This is a genomic window from Allosaccharopolyspora coralli (assembly GCF_009664835.1).
Lineage (GTDB): Bacteria > Actinomycetota > Actinomycetes > Mycobacteriales > Pseudonocardiaceae > Allosaccharopolyspora > Allosaccharopolyspora coralli.
Map to the genome: position 1 here is coordinate 666,931 of NZ_CP045929.1, position 18,223 is coordinate 685,153.

The 18,223-nt window shown below is 68.4% G+C and carries 14 protein-coding genes and 1 tRNA gene; 8 read left to right on the plus strand and 7 right to left on the minus strand.

The annotated features are described in order from the left end of the window. Nucleotides 1-134: 134 nt before the first annotated feature. The 4 genes from GIY23_RS03165 to GIY23_RS03180 all read right to left on the minus strand — a co-directional run bounded on the left by GIY23_RS03165 (nucleotide 135) and on the right by GIY23_RS03180 (nucleotide 4,957). Nucleotides 135-1,106, minus strand: a complete 972-nt coding sequence (locus GIY23_RS03165) for a ribose-phosphate diphosphokinase (RefSeq protein ID WP_222850225.1) — start codon at nucleotides 1,104-1,106, stop codon at nucleotides 135-137. Between the two features lie 37 nt (nucleotides 1,107-1,143). Then, nucleotides 1,144-2,649 carry a bifunctional UDP-N-acetylglucosamine diphosphorylase/glucosamine-1-phosphate N-acetyltransferase GlmU gene (gene glmU, locus GIY23_RS03170; protein WP_154075297.1) on the minus strand — a complete coding sequence of 502 codons (1,506 nt, stop codon included), beginning with the start codon at nucleotides 2,647-2,649 and terminating at the stop codon, nucleotides 1,144-1,146. Between the two features lie 348 nt (nucleotides 2,650-2,997). After that, a complete protein-coding gene (locus GIY23_RS03175) occupies nucleotides 2,998-4,788 on the minus strand; it encodes a GGDEF domain-containing protein (protein WP_228717517.1) in 1,791 nt (596 codons plus the stop codon). Nucleotides 4,789-4,886: 98 nt separating this feature from the next. Continuing rightward, a tRNA-Gln gene (locus GIY23_RS03180) sits at nucleotides 4,887-4,957 on the minus strand. Between the two features lie 312 nt (nucleotides 4,958-5,269). Between GIY23_RS03180 and GIY23_RS03185 the strand changes: the two genes are divergently transcribed. From GIY23_RS03185 to GIY23_RS03195, 3 genes are all read left to right on the plus strand, one after another. After that, nucleotides 5,270-6,241 (plus strand): acyl-CoA desaturase, encoded by a 972-nt coding sequence (locus GIY23_RS03185; RefSeq protein ID WP_154075298.1) that lies wholly within the window; start codon nucleotides 5,270-5,272, stop codon nucleotides 6,239-6,241. Nucleotides 6,242-6,379: 138 nt separating this feature from the next. After that, nucleotides 6,380-6,973 carry a TetR/AcrR family transcriptional regulator gene (locus GIY23_RS03190; protein WP_154078572.1) on the plus strand — a complete coding sequence of 198 codons (594 nt, stop codon included), beginning with the start codon at nucleotides 6,380-6,382 and terminating at the stop codon, nucleotides 6,971-6,973. A gap of 374 nt (nucleotides 6,974-7,347) precedes the next feature. Next, complete coding sequence (locus GIY23_RS03195) at nucleotides 7,348-7,899, plus strand: hypothetical protein (RefSeq protein ID WP_154075299.1); 552 nt, start codon at nucleotides 7,348-7,350, stop codon at nucleotides 7,897-7,899. Nucleotides 7,900-8,535: 636 nt separating this feature from the next. Here GIY23_RS03195 and trxB read toward each other — a convergent pair. The 3 genes from trxB to GIY23_RS03210 form a co-directional block, all read right to left on the minus strand. Then, nucleotides 8,536-9,546: a thioredoxin-disulfide reductase gene (trxB, locus tag GIY23_RS03200; RefSeq protein WP_154075300.1), complete on the minus strand. Its 1,011-nt coding sequence runs from the start codon at nucleotides 9,544-9,546 to the stop codon at nucleotides 8,536-8,538. After that, nucleotides 9,543-10,211, minus strand: coding sequence for an arsenate reductase ArsC (locus GIY23_RS22905; RefSeq protein ID WP_154075301.1), 669 nt, complete (start codon nucleotides 10,209-10,211; stop codon nucleotides 9,543-9,545). The genes trxB and GIY23_RS22905 overlap by 4 nt, the downstream gene beginning before the upstream one ends. 108 nt (nucleotides 10,212-10,319) lie before the next feature. Next, nucleotides 10,320-10,679, minus strand: a complete 360-nt coding sequence (locus GIY23_RS03210; RefSeq protein WP_228717518.1) for an ArsR/SmtB family transcription factor — start codon at nucleotides 10,677-10,679, stop codon at nucleotides 10,320-10,322. 206 nt (nucleotides 10,680-10,885) lie between these two features. Here GIY23_RS03210 and arsD point away from each other — a divergent pair, with 206 nt between their 5' ends. From arsD to GIY23_RS03235, 5 genes are all read left to right on the plus strand, one after another. Next, nucleotides 10,886-11,263, plus strand: a complete 378-nt coding sequence (gene arsD, locus GIY23_RS03215; protein ID WP_154075302.1) for an arsenite efflux transporter metallochaperone ArsD — start codon at nucleotides 10,886-10,888, stop codon at nucleotides 11,261-11,263. A gap of 2 nt (nucleotides 11,264-11,265) precedes the next feature. Further along, entirely contained in the window at nucleotides 11,266-13,059 is a 1,794-nt protein-coding gene (gene arsA / locus GIY23_RS03220; RefSeq protein WP_154075303.1) for an arsenical pump-driving ATPase, read from the plus strand. Between the two features lie 77 nt (nucleotides 13,060-13,136). Continuing rightward, on the plus strand, nucleotides 13,137-14,603 hold the full coding sequence (locus GIY23_RS03225; protein ID WP_154075304.1) for an arsenic transporter: 1,467 nt from the start codon (nucleotides 13,137-13,139) through the stop codon (nucleotides 14,601-14,603). 50 nt (nucleotides 14,604-14,653) lie between these two features. Then, on the plus strand, nucleotides 14,654-14,905 hold the full coding sequence (locus GIY23_RS03230) for a DUF2180 family protein (protein WP_154075305.1): 252 nt from the start codon (nucleotides 14,654-14,656) through the stop codon (nucleotides 14,903-14,905). Between the two features lie 279 nt (nucleotides 14,906-15,184). After that, nucleotides 15,185-18,190 carry a Tn3 family transposase gene (locus tag GIY23_RS03235; RefSeq protein WP_154075306.1) on the plus strand — a complete coding sequence of 1,002 codons (3,006 nt, stop codon included), beginning with the start codon at nucleotides 15,185-15,187 and terminating at the stop codon, nucleotides 18,188-18,190. Nucleotides 18,191-18,223 lie beyond the last annotated feature (33 nt).

The following is an 18,223-nucleotide window of genomic DNA, read 5'->3' on the forward strand; positions in this document are numbered from 1 at the left end:
CGTTCGCTCCGTAAGAGCGTGTGGTGCGAACGGCACCTTCGCCTCGTCTGGTGGTGCGAGAGTGCCGTTCGCCTCAGGGGCAGGAATGACGAAGGGCCCAGGGATCTCCCTGGGCCCTTCGTCGTGAAGCTCGGTCAGGCTTGGCCGTCGAAGAGGCTCGTCACCGAGCCGTCCTCGAACACCTGCTGGACGGCCTGCGCGACCAGCGGCGCGATCGACAACACGTGCAGATTCGCGAACCGGTGCTCATCCGGGATCGGCAGCGTGTTGGTCAGCACGACCTCCTTGGCACCGCAGTTCTCCAACCGCTCCGCCGCGGGACCGGACAGCACCGCGTGCGTGGCCGCGATGATGACGTCCTTCGCACCCGCCTCGAGCAGCTGCTCGGTCGCCTTGGTGATCGTGCCGCCGGTGTCGATCATGTCGTCGACGAGGATGCACAGCCGTCCCTCGACGTCACCGACCACGCGGTTGGCGACGACCTGGTTCGGCTTGCTGGGGTCCCGGGTCTTGTGGATGAACGCCAGCGGCGTGCCCCCGAGATCGTCGGCCCACTTCTCGGCGACGCGCACCCGGCCGGAGTCCGGCGAGACCACGGTGATCCGCTCGTCCTCGTAGGTGTCCCGGATGTAGCCCGCCAGCATCTTCTGCGCGAACAGGTGGTCCACCGGGCCGTCGAAGAAACCCTGGATCTGGTCGGTGTGCAGGTCGATCGTCATGATCCGGTCCGCACCCGCCGTCTTGAACAGGTCGGCGATCAGCCGCGCCGAGATCGGCTCGCGGCCCTTGTGCTTCTTGTCCTGCCGAGCGTAGCCGTAGAACGGGAGAACGGCGGTGATCCGCTTGGCGCTGGCCCGCTTCAACGCGTCGATCATGACGAGCTGTTCCATGATCCCGTCGTTGAGCGGGGCACAGTGCGACTGCACGACGAAGGCGTCGCAGCCGCGCACGGACTCGTCGTAGCGCACGAAGATCTCGCCGTTGGCGAACTTGTAGGCCGCCTGCGGAGTGACGGTGACGTCGAGCTCCTTGGCGACTTCCTCGGCGAGTTCCGGGTGACTGGTACCCGAGAAGAGCTTGAGGCTCTTCTTCGGAGTCGCAGACATGGCGCTCACGGTCATCGTCCCTCCCGTTTGACGCCGGTCATCGGTCGTCACGCGTGTCGTTGCTGTTCTTGTCCTCACCAAGCGCACGTTGGGCGGCTTGGTCGGCGGCGGTTCCTGCGCGGCGCTTGGCCACCCAGCCTTCGATGGTGCGTTGCCTCCCGCGCGCGACCGCCATCGCGCCCGGGGGGACATCCTCGACGATGACCGAACCGGCTGCGGTGTAGGCACCGTCGCCAACCTCGACGGGTGCGACGAACATGTTGTCGGCTCCCGTTCTGGAGTGCGATCCGATCACCGTGTGATGCTTGGCGACCCCGTCGTAGTTGACGAACACCGACGAGGCACCGATGTTGCTGTGTTCGCCGATGGTCGCATCACCGACGTAGGTCAGATGCGGCACCTTCGTGCCGGTGCCGATGTCGGCGCTTTTCGTCTCGACGAACGTGCCGACCTTCGCCTCGCCGGCGAGGCGCGTGTTCGGCCGCAGGTAGGCGAACGGGCCGACGCTCGCGTTCTCGCCGATCACCGCGGAGTCGGCGTGGCTGCGCACCACGGAGGCGCCCGTGCCGACACGACATGCGGTCAGCGTGCTGTCCGGGCCGACGACGGCGCCCTCGCCGACGGTGGTGCCCGCCCGCAGCTGTACGCCCGGTTCGACGACTACGTCGCGCGCCAGCTCCACGTCGCAGTCCAGCCAGACCGATGCCGGGTCGACGAACGTCACGCCGGCACGCATGTGCGTCAGCAGCAGCCGCCGGTTCATCTCAGCACCGAGGCGCGCCAGCTGCACACGGTCGTTGACACCTTCCACCAGCCACGTGTCGGCGCACACCAGCGCACCGACCCGCCTGTCGTCGGCGCGGGCGATGGAGAGGACGTCGGTGAGATACAGCTCGCCCTGGGCGTTGTCCGTCGACAGGCGGCTGAGCGCGTTCTCGAGGACGGCCGCGTCGAAGGCGTACACACCGGAGTTGATCTCGGTGATCGTCGCCTGTTCCGGGGTGGCGTCCTTCTGTTCGACGATGCCCAGCACCGTGCCCGAATCGTCCCGTTCGAGACGGCCGTACCCCGTCGGGTCGTCAACGACGGCGGACAGGACGGTGACCGCGTTGCCGGAGTCGTGGTGCTCGGCCAGCAGCGCACGGAAGGTGTCGGCGTCGAGCAGCGGCACGTCGCCGTAGCTGACGAGCACGGTGCCCCGCCCCGCGTGGGAGAGCTCACTCGAACCGCACGCCACGGCGTGACCGGTGCCGTTCTGCTGCTCCTGGACGACGGTGCGGACCTTCCGGTCGAGGTCCTTCGCGACGGCGCTGAGGTGGTCGGTGACGGCGTCCCGCCCGTGCCCGACGACCACGACGAGGTCCTCCGGGTCGACGCCGGCGACGGCGCGCACCGCGTGTTCGACCAGCGAGCGACCGGCGATCGGGTGCAGCACCTTCGGGGTCGCGGAGCGCATCCGGGTGCCTTCTCCCGCGGCCAGCACGATCGCGCTGACCGGGGCGGACGCCTCGGTACTGGACGGGGCGGTCGCGCCCTGGAGCATCGATGCTCTCCCTCGGTCCGGTGCAGACTGCCGTGCGGAGCCTCGATCACGCTGTGGAGTGAGGCGTCCGAGCGGGTGAAGGGTAACCGGCCGGGTGACCCGGCCCGAGCGGCGCCCCGCCGAGGCCGCAGCTTCGTACGCGGGACGTCGGTGATGCTACGCCGCTGTCGGGGCGCTGACTGAGTGCCTGTCTGTGGTCTGGTCGCGATGTCCGTGAGGGCATGGTCTCGCGTGCTCGGCCCGTGCACGGTGGTAGGTGACCACCACCGCAGATCAAAGACAGTTCCGCACCCTGCTCCGGCTGAGACCGTGCCGTACGGGCACGAATGCCAGTTCCAGGATGCCCCCTCACAGCCGCTCCGGCGGCGTCCACGGGTCGTGGCTGTCCGCGGTCGCGCCGACTCCCGTCGTGAACGCGGAGACGCGGTTTCCGCCCTCGCGTTTCGCCTGGTACATCGCGGCGTCGGCGCGAGCGAGGACCTGCGGCGGCGATTCCTGCGGGCGCATGGACACCACGCCGATGGACAGCGTCACTCCGTGGGAGAGTGCGCGGGGCGTGTTCGCCACCGCGTCCACGGCGCGGGCCAGAGCCGCTTCCGCGGAGGCCAGCGTCGCGCCCGGCAGCAGCACCACGAACTCGTCACCGCCGTAGCGGGCCACCAGGTCGTCGGTACGCAGTGCGTCGCGCAGGGTGCCCGCGACGACGCGGAGCACGTCGTCGCCCTCGGCGTGCGAGCGCTCGTCGTTGACTTCCTTGAAACCGTCGAGGTCCACGAGCCCGACCGAGAGGGGATGAGCGGACGAGTCCTCCCGGAGCGCGTCGAGCTTGTCGTCCAGCGCGCGCCGGTTCGGCAGTCCGGTGAGGGGATCGTGCAACGCCTGCTGCGTGATCGCGTTGTGCCGCCGGGTGAGCCGGTGGTGCTCGAGCCGCGACTCGAGGGTGACTTCCCTGGTCTGCCGCATCGCCCCGAGCTCGGCCTCCAGCGCCTGCCCGTACGCTCGCAGCGCCTCCGCCCGCGTGTCCTCCGCAAGCCCGGGGACCTGGGCGTACTCGCGAAGCAACGAGATGCGCAGCGACGGTTCGGAGGTGTCCTCGGAGAACTCCTTGACGGTGCGCGCGAGCACACTCGCTGCTTCGTCCGCCCGCCCGGAGGCCACCAGACAGCGGCAGAGGGCGATCACCACGATGATCTTCTCGCGGGCGAGCCCGCCGGTGTCGAGGCCGCGCAGCAGGTCGAGGCGGTCGAGATGCTCGGCGTCCGGTTTCGTGAACGCGTGGGCGACGCCGAGCACCGGCATCTGCTCGGCGGCGGGGCGGTCCGCCGTCCGTGGGAACAGCGACTCGCGCCACGGGCCCTCGGCGGCGACGGCGATGGCGGATGCGGTGCGGAACCGCGCGGCGGCCTCGTCGTGCTGACCGGTGCGTTCCAGTCGTAGGCCCCAGCCGATCAGCATCCGGCAACGGTTGATCAGGTGCGCGGCGATCTCGTGCGGCCCGCCGCTCTCCCGGATGCGGTGATGGGCGCTGGCCATGACCTTGTCGGCCTCGCCGAAGACACCGATCTGCGCCAACACCAGCCCGATGTCGACGAGTGCGGTCGCCAACAGCCGCTCCCATGAGCGGCGTCCGAGGGTGGAGTCCGGGACCAGTTCGACGTCGAGCATCGCCAGAGCGCTGGCGATCTCGCTGAGCGCGGTGTCCTCGTTGCCGCCGAGCAGCGAGCGCCGGCCGCGCAGTGCGCGGGCGTCCGCCTCGAGCACCTGCAGGCCGTGCTTCTTGGTGTGTGCCAGCAGCTCGTCGAGCAGCGGGTCGGCCGTCTCGACGAGCTCGGGGATGGCCAGCCGCATCGTCGCGCAGTGCCGGACCAGTTGGGCGACGACGCGGGGTTCGCCGCGTCGCTGCGCCTCGGCGAGCAGTCCGTCGGCCTCGCGAAGGGTCGCGTGCTGGCGGTGCGGGTCGCTGTGCTGACCCATCGCGTTGAGTTCCCGGGCACGCCCCACCAGCCACGCGTCCGAGACCTCGTGGAGCGTGGTTTCCGGTTCCTTGCGCAGGTCGACCTCGTCCTCGCGCAGCGGCACACACCCCCTGTCGACGTCCTCGACGGTCAGCACGGCCGTGGTGACCAGAACGGCCGCCACGGCTGTCCACCTGTGGCTCCGGACAGCCGTGGCCGTCCGTTCTCATGACCGGGACGGCCAGCTCGCCCACTGGGCGGCCGGCCCGCCGGGGCCGATCGCTCCGCCGCCAGGATTCGAACCTGAACCTTCTGAACCAAAATCAGAGGTGCTGCCTTTACACCACGGCGGATCGCTCCGGACGCGAGATCCGGATCGCCTCGGTCGCCCAGTCTAGCGGGGGAAGTCGATCTCTTCTCCGCGCCGTCGGCCCGGAGTCATCGTGGCACGGGCGTCCAGCCGCACCGACGTCGGTGTGGCCGAACGAGTGTGAGACACGCCCGGCGTCCGTTCGGACACGCCGCGAGCTCCGGAGGTCAGGGGTGTCGATCCGACCCCGAACAACTTACGCTGGCGTAGGTTACGGTCCCGTAGGCTGACGACGGTGTGGACGGGTCGTTCCCCAGACAGCATCGCCCACCTTCCGACCCAGTTGAGGTACAGCATGACCGCAGCAGCAACCGACCGCGTTGCCGACGAAAGTACGGCGCGCGGCGGCCGGAAGCCGCTACTCGCCGAACCCCGAGGCTCGGGCCACCAGGTGCTCGTCTACCTCTTCCTGCTGATTCCGATGACCGCGCTCCTCGCCGCGATCCCGCTCGCCTGGGTCGAAGGTTGGCTGGGCTGGACCGACATCGCGCTCATGGTCGGGTTCTGGCTGATCAGCGGACTCGGTGTCACCGTCGGGTTCCACCGCCACTTCACCCACGGCTCGTTCAAGGCGAACCGTTTCCTGCGCGGGTTCCTCGCCGTCGCGGGCATGATGTCCGCGCAGGGGCCGGTGATCACCTGGGTCGCCGACCACCGCAGGCATCACGCGTTCTCCGACCGTGAGGGCGACCCGCACTCGCCGTGGCTGTTCGGTACCGGCCCGGCCGCGCTGATGAAGGGGTTCTGGCACTCCCACATGGGCTGGCTGCTCAACCGGGACCAGACCAACGAGGAGCGCTTCGCCCCCGACCTGCGCAAGGACCGGACGCTGGTCCGGCTCAACGCGCTGTTCCCGCTGTGGACCGTGCTGAGCTTCGCCCTTCCCGCCGCCATCGGCGGTCTCGTCACGATGTCCTGGTGGGGAGTGTTCACCGGATTCTTCTGGGGCGGTCTGGTGCGCGTGTCGTTCCTGCACCACATCACCTGGTCGGTGAACTCGATCTGCCACATGATCGGGGAGCGCCCGTTCAAGAGCAGGGACAAGGCGGCGAACTTCTGGCCGTTGGCGATCCTGTCCTTCGGCGAGTCCTGGCACAACCTGCACCACGCGGACCCGACCTGCGCCCGGCACGGTGTGCTCAAGGGTCAGATCGACATGTCCGCCCGCGTGATCTGGGCGTTCGAGAAGCTCGGCTGGGCGTGGAACGTGCGCTGGTCGAACCCGCAGCGGCTCGCCCGCATCACGCTCACCGAGAACAAGGCGTGATCTCCGGCGGAGCCGCCCGCGCTCGCCCGCGAGTGACCACTTAGGCTCGCGGGCGTGGTGGGACGGCGTCGAGGTCGCAACGCGACCGGAGGGGGTTCCGGGCGCCGCACGGATCCTGGTGCCCGTGTGCGCGTCCGGATGACCGGCAAGGAACGGCGCCAGCAACTGCTCGACGTGGCGCGGGAGCTCTTCGCGGAGAAGGGCTTCGACGGCGCCTCGATCGAGGAGATCGCCCACCGCGCCGAGGTGTCCAAACCGGTCGTCTACGAACACTTCGGTGGCAAGGAAGGCATCTACGCGGTCGTCGTGGACCGCGAGATGCAGCATCTGCTGGACACGATCGTGTCCGCGTTGTCGGCTGGTCACCCGCGCGCGCTGCTGGAGCAGGCCGCGTGCGCGCTGCTGGACTACATCGAGAGCTCCACCGACGGGTTCCGGATCCTCGTCCGGGACTCGCCGGTTCCGAGTACCACCGGCACCTTCTCCAGCCTGCTCAACGACATCGCCAGCCAGGTCGAGCACATCTTCGGTCTGCAGTTCAGTGCCAAGGGCTACGATCCGAAACTCGCCCCGCTCTACAGCCAGGCACTGGTCGGGCTGGTGGCGTTGACCGGCCAGTGGTGGCTGGAGGTGCGCAAGCCGAAGAAGGACGACGTCGCCGCGCACCTGGTCAATCTCGCGTGGAACGGCCTGTCCCATCTCGAGCACGAGCCCAAGCTGCACATTCGCTGAGAGCGCATTTGGGATCTTGGGTGGGTGGTCCGGTACCGCCGCCCCAGTTCGTGCCTCGCGGCGTTGGGGTCCTCTTGAGTACCAGGCGTACGCGGCGAGAACCCCTGCCTTGCGAGGCACGAACTGAAACGCCGGAGCTCCTCACCCTGCCGCGGCTGGTCACTTGCGACCGTGCCCTACGGGCACACAAGCGAGTTCCCAAAACGCCCTCTGAGGAAAACTCCGTTGGAAAGGGGTTTGCTCGCAGGGTCGGGTGGCGGAACCTCAGCGCCCTCCTCGCTGCGGGATCGGTTTCTTGAGTAGCGGCCTACGCTGCGAAACCGCTGTCCTCGCGAGGAGGGCGCTGAGAACCCGCCGGTGGTCCGGCTGCGTACGTGGTGAAAGTGCGCGGATTCGCCTGCGTCGCCATCCGCAACGCCGTGCACGGGGTCCTGGCCGAGCACTTCGACCGCGCGGACTGGTGGAACACTCCAGGCCTCGATGCGCGGGCGGTAAGCACGGCCCGTGATGAAGAGGACAAGCTCGCCGCCCGGCTGCCGAAGGTCACCGCGGACGACGTCGTCGCTGCGCTGTCGTTCGGGTTCTGGTCATCGATGCTGGGCGGCCCGAAAGGCGCGCTCGAGCAGAACCTGTACTGGCAACGATGCCTGCACCGGGCTTTCCCCGGATGGACCCACCGGCCGAACGACGCACGAGGACGCAAGGCGTTTCTCCGCCGCATCGAGCTCCTGCGGAAGTTCCGCAACCGGGTCGCACATCACGAGCCGATCCACGCGCGTGACCTGCGCAAAGACCACGACCGCATCCTTGATGTTGCCGCGCTGATCCACCCCGATCTCGCCTCGTTCTTGCGGGGGCACAGCCGTGTGCCGGACGTACTCGCCCGTCGCACTGCTGCCGTCGAGGATGGCGTGTGCCAGTTCTGAACCGGACCAACACCTGCGCCGGTTCTCGAGAGGGCGCAGGCTGGACCCTGTGAGGTCGCGTGCCCGGCGGCGGTGTGAGCACTGCCGCCGTTCTCTGGAGAGCGGGCGCCGGGCCGACGCCCGCTTCTGCGGCGACGTCTGCCGGGCGGCGCACCGGCGAGCTGAGCAGCTGTTCGTCGAACTGATCGCCGAGGGGAAGGCAACCCGGTTCGGCTCCCCGAAGCCACCAGGAGGGGGCCAGTGCGTGCGCTGCGGCCGCGCCTGGCCGGCGTATCGACATCGCCGCTCGGACGCCCTCTATTGCAGCGCGTCCTGCCGCACGTTGGCGTGGCGTGATCGCGCAGCCGGGCGCAGACCCGTCAACAGTTGACGGCTCGACGACCGGCTGGTGATCGACACCGGCAACCCTGGGAACCCTGGAAACCCAGTGGTTTACGTGGTGGGGTCTGAGTAGCAGCCGAACAGGATCCTCCGGTAACGCCCGCTGCTGAGATCGGTGGGCCGCGCAGTACTGAGCCCGCGCCGGGTTGGCGCGGGCTCTTTGGTGTGGCTAGTGCGGTTATTGCTGGTCGCTGATCCATGCGGTCGTCTCAGCGATCGAGTCCGCGAGACCGGATGGGTTGAGCACAGCGACGTTCAGTCTGGTGTGGCCATGGCCGCTTCGGTGGCGGGACCGTCCCCGCCGACGAACTCGGCCGCGATGTCGGCGTGCTCGGCGGCATCCCGCTCGGCGAGCCACCGCTCGGCGTCGATCGCCGCGGAGCAGCCGGAGCCGGCCGCGGTAACCGCCTGACGGTAGGTCTTGTCGACCAGGTCACCGGCGGCGAACACGCCGGGAACGCTGGTGTGGGTGGTGGGTTGGCGCACCTGCACGTAACCCTCCGAGTCGACCTCGAGCTGGTCGCGGACGAGCTGGCTGCGGGGGTCGTGGCCGATGGCCACGAACATCGCGTTCACCGGCAGGTCGGAGACCTCTCCGGTGAACGTGTCCCGCACCTTCAGTCCGGACACGGTGCCGTCGCCGACCACCTCGTCGACCACCGCGTTGGTGCGCCACTTGATCTTCTCGTTCGCGCGGGCGCGTTCGAGCATGATCTTGGAGGAGCGGAACTCGTCGCGGCGGTGCACGACGGTCACCGAGCTGGCGAACCGGGTCAGGAACGTCGCTTCCTCCATCGCCGAGTCACCACCGCCGACCACGGCGATGTCCTGCTCGCGGAAGAAGAACCCGTCGCAGGTCGCGCAGGAGGACACACCGCGGCCGAGGAACTCCTCCTCGCCGGGCACGCCCACGTATCGGGGTGCGGCCCCCATGGCCAGGACGACGGCCTTGGCGCGGTACTCGACACCGTTGACCGTGACGGTCTTGATGTCGCCGGTGAGCTGCATGGCCTCGACGTCCTCGGCCCGCAGCTCCGCACCGAATCGTTCGGCCTGGGAACGCATCTGCTCCATGAGCTCGGGGCCCATGATGCCTTCGCGGAACCCGGGGTAGTTCTCCACGTCAGTCGTGTTCATCAGCTCGCCACCGAACTGGCTGCCCTCGAACACGAGAGGTTCGAGCTCCGCCCGCGCGGCGTACACCGCGGCGGTGTAGCCGGCCGGGCCGGAGCCCACGATGATCAGGTTGCGGACATCGTCGGTCACCGCGCGGCCTCCGGCACGAGCTCGGCGAGCAGGTCACGCACGCGGCGGTCGATGTCCTCGCGAATGGGGCGGACCTCCTCGACAGGTTTGCCTGCGGGATCGTCGAGTTCCCAATCCAGGTAGCGCTTGCCGGGAAACACCGGGCAGGCGTCACCGCAACCCATGGTGATCACGACATCGGCGGCTTCCACCGCGTCGAAGCTCAGCTTCTTCGGGAACTCCTGGGAGAGGTCGATGCCGAGCTCATTCATGACCTCGACGACGGCGGGGTTGACGGTGTCGGCAGGAGTGGACCCGGCGGAGCGGACGGCGACCGTGCCTTGGGCGTGGTGGTGCAGCAGTGCGGCGGCCATCTGGGACCGGCCTGCGTTGTGCACGCAGACGAACAGCACTTCGGGGGTCGAGGGCACGAGGGCTCCTTGGTTCTTGGCGATCGAGGTGAGGCGTTCGCGAGCGAAACGCGTCGCGAGGGTGGCGAGGTGGGTGTGCACCCGTGCGGTGGCGTTGAGTTGCGCGTAGGTCTCCTCCACTACCGCTCGGATGGTTTCTGGACCGAAGATCCCCTGGAACTGGGGTTGTAGGTCAGCGGTAGCGCGGTCTAAGAGTTCGGTGATGTGCGGGTCGGTCAGCCGGTATTCCTCGGCGTTGTGGGGTGACCTGGACATGGTGGCCGCCTGAGGTCGGTACGGCGGATGTTGACTCACGAGAGTGCTCGGGATTTCGACTGACTCAAATCTCCTATCGAATACTGTTGATGGGACGTCGCAACTGGATCAGGCGCAGGGTCGACGTATGGCTTGGGCGTGGTGTGCCTGCGCGGTGAGGTTGGCGATGCCGACGGTGAGGATGCTCAGTGCTTCGGGGCGCAGACGGTAGTAGGTGTAGCGGCCGCGCGGCTCGGCGGCGACGAAGCCCGCTTCACGCAGAACGCGCAGGTGGTGGCTGATGGTGGACTGTCGTGCTCCGGTGTCGTCCACCAGGTGGCAGGTGCACATCTGCTCGCGTGCGAGCAGGCGCACGATCTCCGCGCGGAGCGGATCCCCGAAGAGCTTCACGGCGGCTTCGGCGAGGTCTGGTTGCGCATCCGCAGCGTGTCCGGGAGCGTCTTCGTCAGCCCCAGCAACAGGAGACATCAACATATTTCGATATAACCACCGACCGCAGCACTGCGTCAAGGGTCGATAGAAAAGACTATAGGCGCATATGAACTGGTATTTCGCTGTTCGATGCCACGAGGAGCACCAACCGAGAAATCGCTCACATCAGCTTGGTTTGATTCATCAGTGTGTGTCGATGTAGCGTCGGCTATGTCGTGCTTCCGAAGGGAAAGGGGCCTGTGATGGCGACTGTCGAGATCTACGACCCGGCGATGTGCTGTTCGACGGGGGTGTGTGGGCCCTCGGTGGATCCGGCGCTGGCGCAGTTCTCCGCTGATGTGGACTGGCTCGGGACCGCGGGTGTGGAGGTGCACCGGTTCGGGTTGTCGTCGGAGCCGGGCAAGTTCGTGGAGAACACCGAGGTCGGCGCGCTGCTGAAGGACAAGGGTGAGGAAGCCCTGCCTGCCGTGTTCGTCGACGGTGCGCTGCGCACCACTGGGCGGTACCCGACCCGACTGGAACTGGCCGAGTGGACGGGGGCCGAGACTGAGCGCCCCGGCCTGCCGGCAGCCGAGCAGGCCGAGTCCGGTGGTGGATGCTGCGCTCCGGGAGAGTGCTGAGCATGAGCCCGTCCACTGATCAGGTCCTGGGGGGTCTGCTCCGGGGGAGCACGCCGTTCTTGTTCTTCACCGGCAAGGGCGGCGTGGGCAAGACCTCCACGGCCGCGGCCACGGCGATCGGTATGGCCGATGCCGGGCACAGCGTGCTCGTGGTCAGCACCGACCCGGCCTCCAACCTCGATGAGGTCCTGCAGACCCGAGCTGGCCGGGACCCGCGGCCGGTGCCCGGGGTGGCCGGGTTGCACGTGATGAACATCGATCCCGGTGAGGCGGCGGCGCAGTATCGGGAGAAGGTCCTCGGCCCGTACCGGGACAGCTTGCCGACCTCGGCGGTGGAGCAGATCGAGGAGCAGCTCTCCGGTGCGTGCACGGTCGAGATCGCGGCGTTCAACGAGTTCGTCGCGCTGCTGACCGATCCGGCCATCCGCGAGCGGTTCGACCACGTGGTCTTCGACACCGCCCCGACCGGACACACGCTGCGGCTTTTGAGTTTGCCCAGTGCGTGGTCGGACTTTCTGGCCACCAACCCCGGCGGTGCCTCGTGTATTGGCCCCTTGGCCGAGCTGGGCGCGCAGCAGCAGCGCTACGGCGAGGCGATGGGAGCGCTGGCCGACGCGGGCCAGACCACGCTGGCCCTGGTGACCCGACCTGAGCAGGGAGCGTTGGCGGAAGCCGGACGGGCGTCGACCGAGTTGCGTGATCTCGGCATCGACAACCAGCGATTGATCGTCAACGGCGTGTTCTCAGCCATGCGCGAGGAGGACCCACTGGCGATGGCCTGGCAGCAGCGCGGGCAGGAGGCGCTGGAGCACATGCCCGAGTCGTTGGCCGAGATCACCGTCATCGAGTCCGTGCCGTTGCTGCCTGCGTTGCCGGTCGGTGTGTCCGGCCTGCGGGCCATGTTGGATCCGACCCCGGTGGCCGAGACCGCCGCGTCGGCCAGCACACCGCTGCAGGCGGGCCTCGACACGGACCTGCACGGGCTGGTCGACGAGGTCGCGGCCAGCGGCCGCGGACTGGTGATGACGATGGGCAAGGGCGGCGTCGGCAAGACCACGATCGCCGCGGCGGTGGCCACCGAACTCGCCCGACGAGGACATCCGGTCACCCTGACCACCACTGACCCGGCCGCACATGTCGACTCGGTCGTGGGCGAGACCTCGGGTGACCTGAAGGTCACGCGGATCGACCCAGCCGCCGTAACCGCAGCGCACACCGAATCGGTGCTGGCCGAGGCAGGAGCGCACCTGGACGAGCAAGGCCGGGACCTGCTGGTCGAGGACCTGCGGTCACCGTGCACCGAGGAGATCGCGGTATTCCACGCCTTTGCCCGCACCGTGGCGGCGGCCAGTGACCGGTTCGTAGTGGTCGACACCGCCCCAACCGGGCACACGCTGTTGCTGCTGGATGCCTCGCGCAGCTACCAGCAGCAGCTGTCCCAGCAAACCGGGCAGGCGCCCCCACCGGAAGCGGTGGCACTGCTCGACCGGCTGACCGACCCGGACTACACCCGCATTCTGCTGGTGAGCCTGCCGGAGGCCACCCCGGTACACGAAGCCGCCGCCCTGCAGGGCGATCTCGCTCGGGCAGGTATCAAGCCGTTCGCCTGGGTGATCAACCAGAGCTTGGCCGCAGCGTCCCCGAGTGACCCGTTGCTGCTGGCCCGAGCCGCCTCGGAGCGGCGCTACCTGACCGAGGTCGCCACCGAGCACGCCGACCGCACCGCCGTACTGCCCTGGCGGCCGGTAGTACCAGCCGGTGCCGAGCAACTAGCGCTGCTCGCCGGCGGCAACTAACCCGAGCGGTGGCCGGTCGCCATACCGGCACCGGCCGCCGGCTTCGACTCACTCACCACAGGAGAGACGACGACGCCATGACAGTGGCCGCAATCCTGATCTTCCTCGCCACGCTCACCCTGGTGATCTGGCAACCCAAGGGCCTGGGCATCGGCTGGAGCGCGCTCGGCGGCGCCGTGGTGGCCCTGGCCACCACGGTGGTGCATTTCTCCGACGTGCCCACGGTGGTGGGCATCGTCTGGAACGCCACGCTGGCCTTCGTCGCCGTGATCCTCATTTCCCTGATCCTCGATGAGTGCGGCTTCTTCGAGTGGTCCGCGCTGCATGTGGCCCGGTGGGGCCGCGGACACGGGCGGCTGCTGTTCGTGCTCATCGTGCTGCTCGGGGCCGCGATCGCCGCGGTGTTCGCCAACGACGGCGCCGCGCTGATCCTGACCCCGATCGTCATGCAGATCATGCTCGCTCTGCGCTTCTCCCCGACAGCCTCGCTCGGCTTCGTCATGGCCACCGGGTTCATCGCTGACACCGGCAGCCTGCCGCTGGTCGTGTCCAACCTCGTCAACATCGTCTCCGCCGACTTCTTCCACATCAGCTTCGCCCGCTACGCCGCGGTCATGGTCCCGGTCGGCCTCGTCTCCGTGGCCGCCAGCCTCGCCGTGCTCCTGCTGTACTTCCGCCGCTCCATTCCGAAGACCTATGACGTGACCGCCCTGCGCCAGCCGGCGGAGGCCATCAGCGACCAGCTGACCTTCCGCACCGGGTGGGTTGTGCTTGCGTTGCTGCTGATCGGCTACTTCAGCGCCGACCCGCTGGGCGTGCCCCTGTCGGTCGTGGCTGGAGCCGGGGCGCTCATCCTCATCGCCGTCGCCGCACGCCGCCCGGCCTTCCTGTTCGCCCAGGCCGTGCGGCACCCCCAGCCCGCGACCGTGGGCGCAGGCAGTGCCGAGACCGCAGCGGAGCACCCGGCAGGCGATCCGCGCAACACAACCGACGCAGGCGACCACGCGGCAATCCCGGCAGCACCCGGCGACGACCGTCCGAGCGGGCCGCGGCGGATTCCCGTCGGCAAGGTCATCCGAGAAGCACCCTGGCAGATCGTGCTGTTCTCCATCGGCATGTACCTGGTCGTCTACGGCCTGCGCAACCAGGGCCTGACCGGTGAACTGGCCAAGCTGTTCGGGTTCTTCGCCGACCACGGGGTGCTCACCGCCGCGCTCGGCACCGGAGTCGTCGTGGCCGTGCTCTCCTCGATCATGAACAACATGCCCACGGTGCTCATCGCCGCGCTGGCCATCGGCGCCGTCGGTGCGACCGGCCTGTCGCACGAAGCGATGGTCTACGCCAACGTCATCGGCTCCGACCTCGGCCCCAAGATCACTCCCATCGGCAGCCTGGCCACCCTGCTGTGGCTGCACGTGCTCGACCGCAAGGGGATGCACATCGGCTGGGGCCGCTACTTCCGCACCGGCATCGTGCTCACCATCCCCGTCCTGCTGATCACACTGCTCGCTCTCGCCGGTTGGCTCAGCATCATCGGCACCTAACCCGGGTGCGAGGCTTGTACATCCCGGGGTAGTACGAAAGGAGAATCGCCATGCACTGCTTCGACTGCGCCGAACAGAACACCGAACGGCCCGCCGTGGCGACCTGTTCGGACTGCAGCGCGGGAGTGTGCGCCCAGCACGCCTACGTCGACCGGCGCCCCGTGGCATGTCGTATGACCGCCGGCATGGTTCCCGTGCAGCAGCCGACACGGCAGACGGCCCGCATCCTGCGCTGCCCGTCCTGCGCCCAAATCCATGCCGCCGTCGCGACCTGCGAAGCACGGGCAGGCAGGGACTGCTAGTAGCCGGCTGCTTCCGCCGCCGAGCTCCTCCAGGCCGGTGCGCTCGGCGAAGCGTTCGGCACCCCAGTTAGCGCCGATGGCGTTCTTGATGTCGCTGGCGCGGCGGGGGGTAGCGGTAGCACACGCCGAAAAAACAACGGTTAGCTAGGTTTGGCCAGGTCAGAGACGTGGTTGAGCGGCTCTGTACTCGTCGACGTTGGGGTTACCCGGTCTCGGCGTGCTGTTCGTCTGTGGTGAGGATGTCGCTCGTCAGTGATCGTGTGGCGAGCGGAGTGGTCGGTGTCGACGCGGTTTTTCTCCGAGGATGAGATTCGGCGGTTGCGGTCGTGGCCGGAGGAGATCGGGCGGAATGAGCTGATCTCCTACTTCACGTTGGGCTCGGGTGATCGAGCGTGGATACAGCGGTCTGCGCGGGGCTCGGGCAACCGGTTGGGGCTGGCGGTGCAGCTGTGCGCGTTGCCGTGGTTGGGGTTTGTGCCCGATGACGTGCCTGCTGTGCCCAGGTCGGCGTCGAACCGTCTTGCGGTGCAGTTGGGGATTGCTGTGGCCGAGCTCGATGGGTATGGCGAGCGGGAGCAGACTCGGACCGAGCATCTGCGGCTGGCTGCGGCCCGGTTGGGGTGGCGCACGGCCGGCGCGGTGGAGTGGAAGGAGCTGGATGAGTTCCTGCTGGCGCGTGCGGTCGAGCATGATGCGCCCAGCGTGTTGTTTCGGCTGGGCTGCGAGTACTTGAGCTCGCAGAAGGTGGTCCGGCCCGGTGCGATCTCGTTGATGGAGCGCATTGCCACGGTTCGCAAGGACGCGGTCGCCGAGGTGTATGCGCGGGTCGAGCCGCTGTTGGATGAGCACCTGCGCGGTGAGCTGGACGGGCTGCTGGCCGTCGAGCAGGGCATGAGCATCTCGCGGTTGGCGTGGCTGCATCGCGGGGCGACGACGGCCTCGCCGATGGCGATCCGCGGGGAACTGGACAAGCTGCGCTACCTGCGCGGGATCGACGCTCACGCGCTGGACTTGTCGAGCCTGCCGGACGCGCGCCGTCGGCGGCTGGCTTCGGTGGGCCGGCGGGCGACGAATCAGGCTCTGGCCCGTCGGGATATCGACAAGCGGTATCCGGTGCTGCTGGCCACGGCCGCCGAATGCGCCGTGGAGGTGCTCGACGAGCTCGTTTCCATGTTCGACCAGGCCTTGTCCAATATGGAAAACCGGGCTCGCCGCAAGCTCGACGAACACCTGGCGCAGCGGGCGCGGGCCTCGGAAGGTCGGTTGACGCTGCTGGACGAGATGCTGGCCGTGGCCACCGACCTGGACAACGTGCCCGATGCCGCGGTCGGGGCGAAGTTGCGCAGCGGGATCGGAATGGAGCGGCTGCGCGCTGCCCGGCGGGATCCGAAAGACCGGCTACCGCGTGATCACGGGCATCTGGCCATGGTTGATGCCAGCTTCACCTATCTGCGCGAGTTCGCCCCGCACGTCATTGGCGCGCTGACCTTCGCCGCCTCGACCGAGGCCCAGTCCCTGGCCGAGGCGGTGACGATCCTGCGCGAGCTCTACGCCCGCGGTGGCCGCAAGGTCCCCGACGACGCGCCAACGGCCTTCGTGCCGACCCGATGGCGGGACTATCTCGACCGTGCGGCGAAGAGTGGGAACAGCACCGCATATCGGCATTACTGGGAGTTGGCCACCCTGTTGGGGCTGCGGGATGCTCTGCGCTCGGGCGATATCTGGGTGCCGGGCTCGCGCCGGTATGCCGACCCGACCACGCTGCTGCTGCCGGCCGAGCAGTGGCCCACGTGGCGCCACGAGTACTGCGCCCTGGTGCAGGCACCTGCTGAGGCCAACACCGCCTTGGAGCAGGCCGGGGAGCAGTTGCAGGCCACGCTGACGGAACTGGAGTCGGTCCTGGCCGCCGGGGACGGACCGGTGCGGATGAGCGAGACCGGCGAGCTGACCGTCAACCGGCTCTCGGCCGAGGCAGTCCCCGAGGAGGTGGAGAAACTCCGGTTGGACCTGGTGGAGCTGTTGCCGCGGCCGCAGCTGACCGAGCTGCTCATCGAGGTCGACCGGTGGTCGGCCTGGTCGGATCAGCTCACCCACGCCGGCGGTAAAACCCACCGCGAAGCCCAGCTGCGCCGCAACCTCTACGCCGCGATCCTGGCCCAGGCCTGCAATTTCGGACCGATCGCGATGGCCGAGGCCTCCGGGATCTCGGAGGAGACGCTGCGCTGGACCACCGAGTGGTACCTGCGCGAGGACACCCTGCGGGAGGCCAACGCGGCCATCGTGGGCCACCATCACGAGCTGCCGCTGGCCTCGGTGTGGGGTGGCGGCACCATGTCCTCCAGCGATGGGCAGCGGTTTCCGATGCGGGGCAAGTCGCTGACCGCGCGGGCGATGAGCCGCTACTTCGTCGACGAAGGCGTGGCCACCTACACCCACGTCTCCGATCAGCACACCACCTATGGCACCAAGGTCATCCCGGTCACCGACCGCGAAGCCGTCTACGTGCTCGACGAGATCCTCGGCAACACCACCGACCTGCCCATCACCGAACACGCCACCGACACCGCCGGGCAAACCCTGACGGTGTTCGCGCTATTCGCCTTGACCGGCTTCACCCTGTCCCCGCGCATCCGCGACCTGGGCGGCATTACCCTGCACCGGCTCGGCACCCGCAAAGAGACCACCAGCGCGTTTCCGAACGCGGGCAGTCTGCTGACCGGCACGATCGACACAGCGCTGATCCGTAGCCAGTGGGACGAGATGCTGCGGCTGGCCGCCAGCCTCAAATACGGCCACGCCACCGCCTCCCTCGCGGTGTCCAAGCTGCACGCTTCCTCGCGGCGCTCGGCGCTGGCCCAAGCACTGGTCGAGTACGGCAAGCTGCAACGCACGATCTATGCGCTGCGGTATCTGGCCGACGAGGCCTACCGGCGTCGGATCACCCGCCAGCTCAACAAGGGCGAGAGCCTGCACTCGCTGCGTCGGGATCTGTTCTTCGCCCACGAAGGCACCGTGCGGCGCCGCCATCACGAGCAGCAGACCGAACAAGCCCTGTGCCTGTCGCTGGTGACCAACGCCGTGATCACCTGGAACACCGCCTACCTCGAACTCGCTCTCGAGCGACTGTCGCAGCGGCGCGGGCGCATCGACCGGGACCTGTTGACGCACGTCTCCCCGGCGCTGATGGAACACGTCAATCCATACGGGACGTATGAGTTTCCGATCGAGGCCGAGTACGCGCGTAGCGGCTACCGGCCACTACGCAGCCCCAGCGACACGGTGTAGGACTGTTCGCCCGGTGGCGAAAGCCGGGCGGAC

Coding starts and splice junctions, on each gene's coding strand:
- arsD (WP_154075302.1), top strand. CDS start 10,886: ATGGCGACTGTCGAGATCTACGACCCGGCGATGTGCTGTTCGACGGGG.
- glmU (WP_154075297.1), bottom strand. CDS start 2,649: ATGCTCCAGGGCGCGACCGCCCCGTCCAGTACCGAGGCGTCCGCCCCG.
- GIY23_RS03190 (WP_154078572.1), top strand. CDS start 6,380: ATGACCGGCAAGGAACGGCGCCAGCAACTGCTCGACGTGGCGCGGGAG.
- GIY23_RS03230 (WP_154075305.1), top strand. CDS start 14,654: ATGCACTGCTTCGACTGCGCCGAACAGAACACCGAACGGCCCGCCGTG.
- GIY23_RS03185 (WP_154075298.1), top strand. CDS start 5,270: ATGACCGCAGCAGCAACCGACCGCGTTGCCGACGAAAGTACGGCGCGC.
- GIY23_RS22905 (WP_154075301.1), bottom strand. CDS start 10,211: ATGTCCAGGTCACCCCACAACGCCGAGGAATACCGGCTGACCGACCCG.
- GIY23_RS03210 (WP_228717518.1), bottom strand. CDS start 10,679: ATGTCTCCTGTTGCTGGGGCTGACGAAGACGCTCCCGGACACGCTGCG.
- arsA (WP_154075303.1), top strand. CDS start 11,266: ATGAGCCCGTCCACTGATCAGGTCCTGGGGGGTCTGCTCCGGGGGAGC.
- GIY23_RS03165 (WP_222850225.1), bottom strand. CDS start 1,106: ATGTCTGCGACTCCGAAGAAGAGCCTCAAGCTCTTCTCGGGTACCAGT.
- GIY23_RS03225 (WP_154075304.1), top strand. CDS start 13,137: ATGACAGTGGCCGCAATCCTGATCTTCCTCGCCACGCTCACCCTGGTG.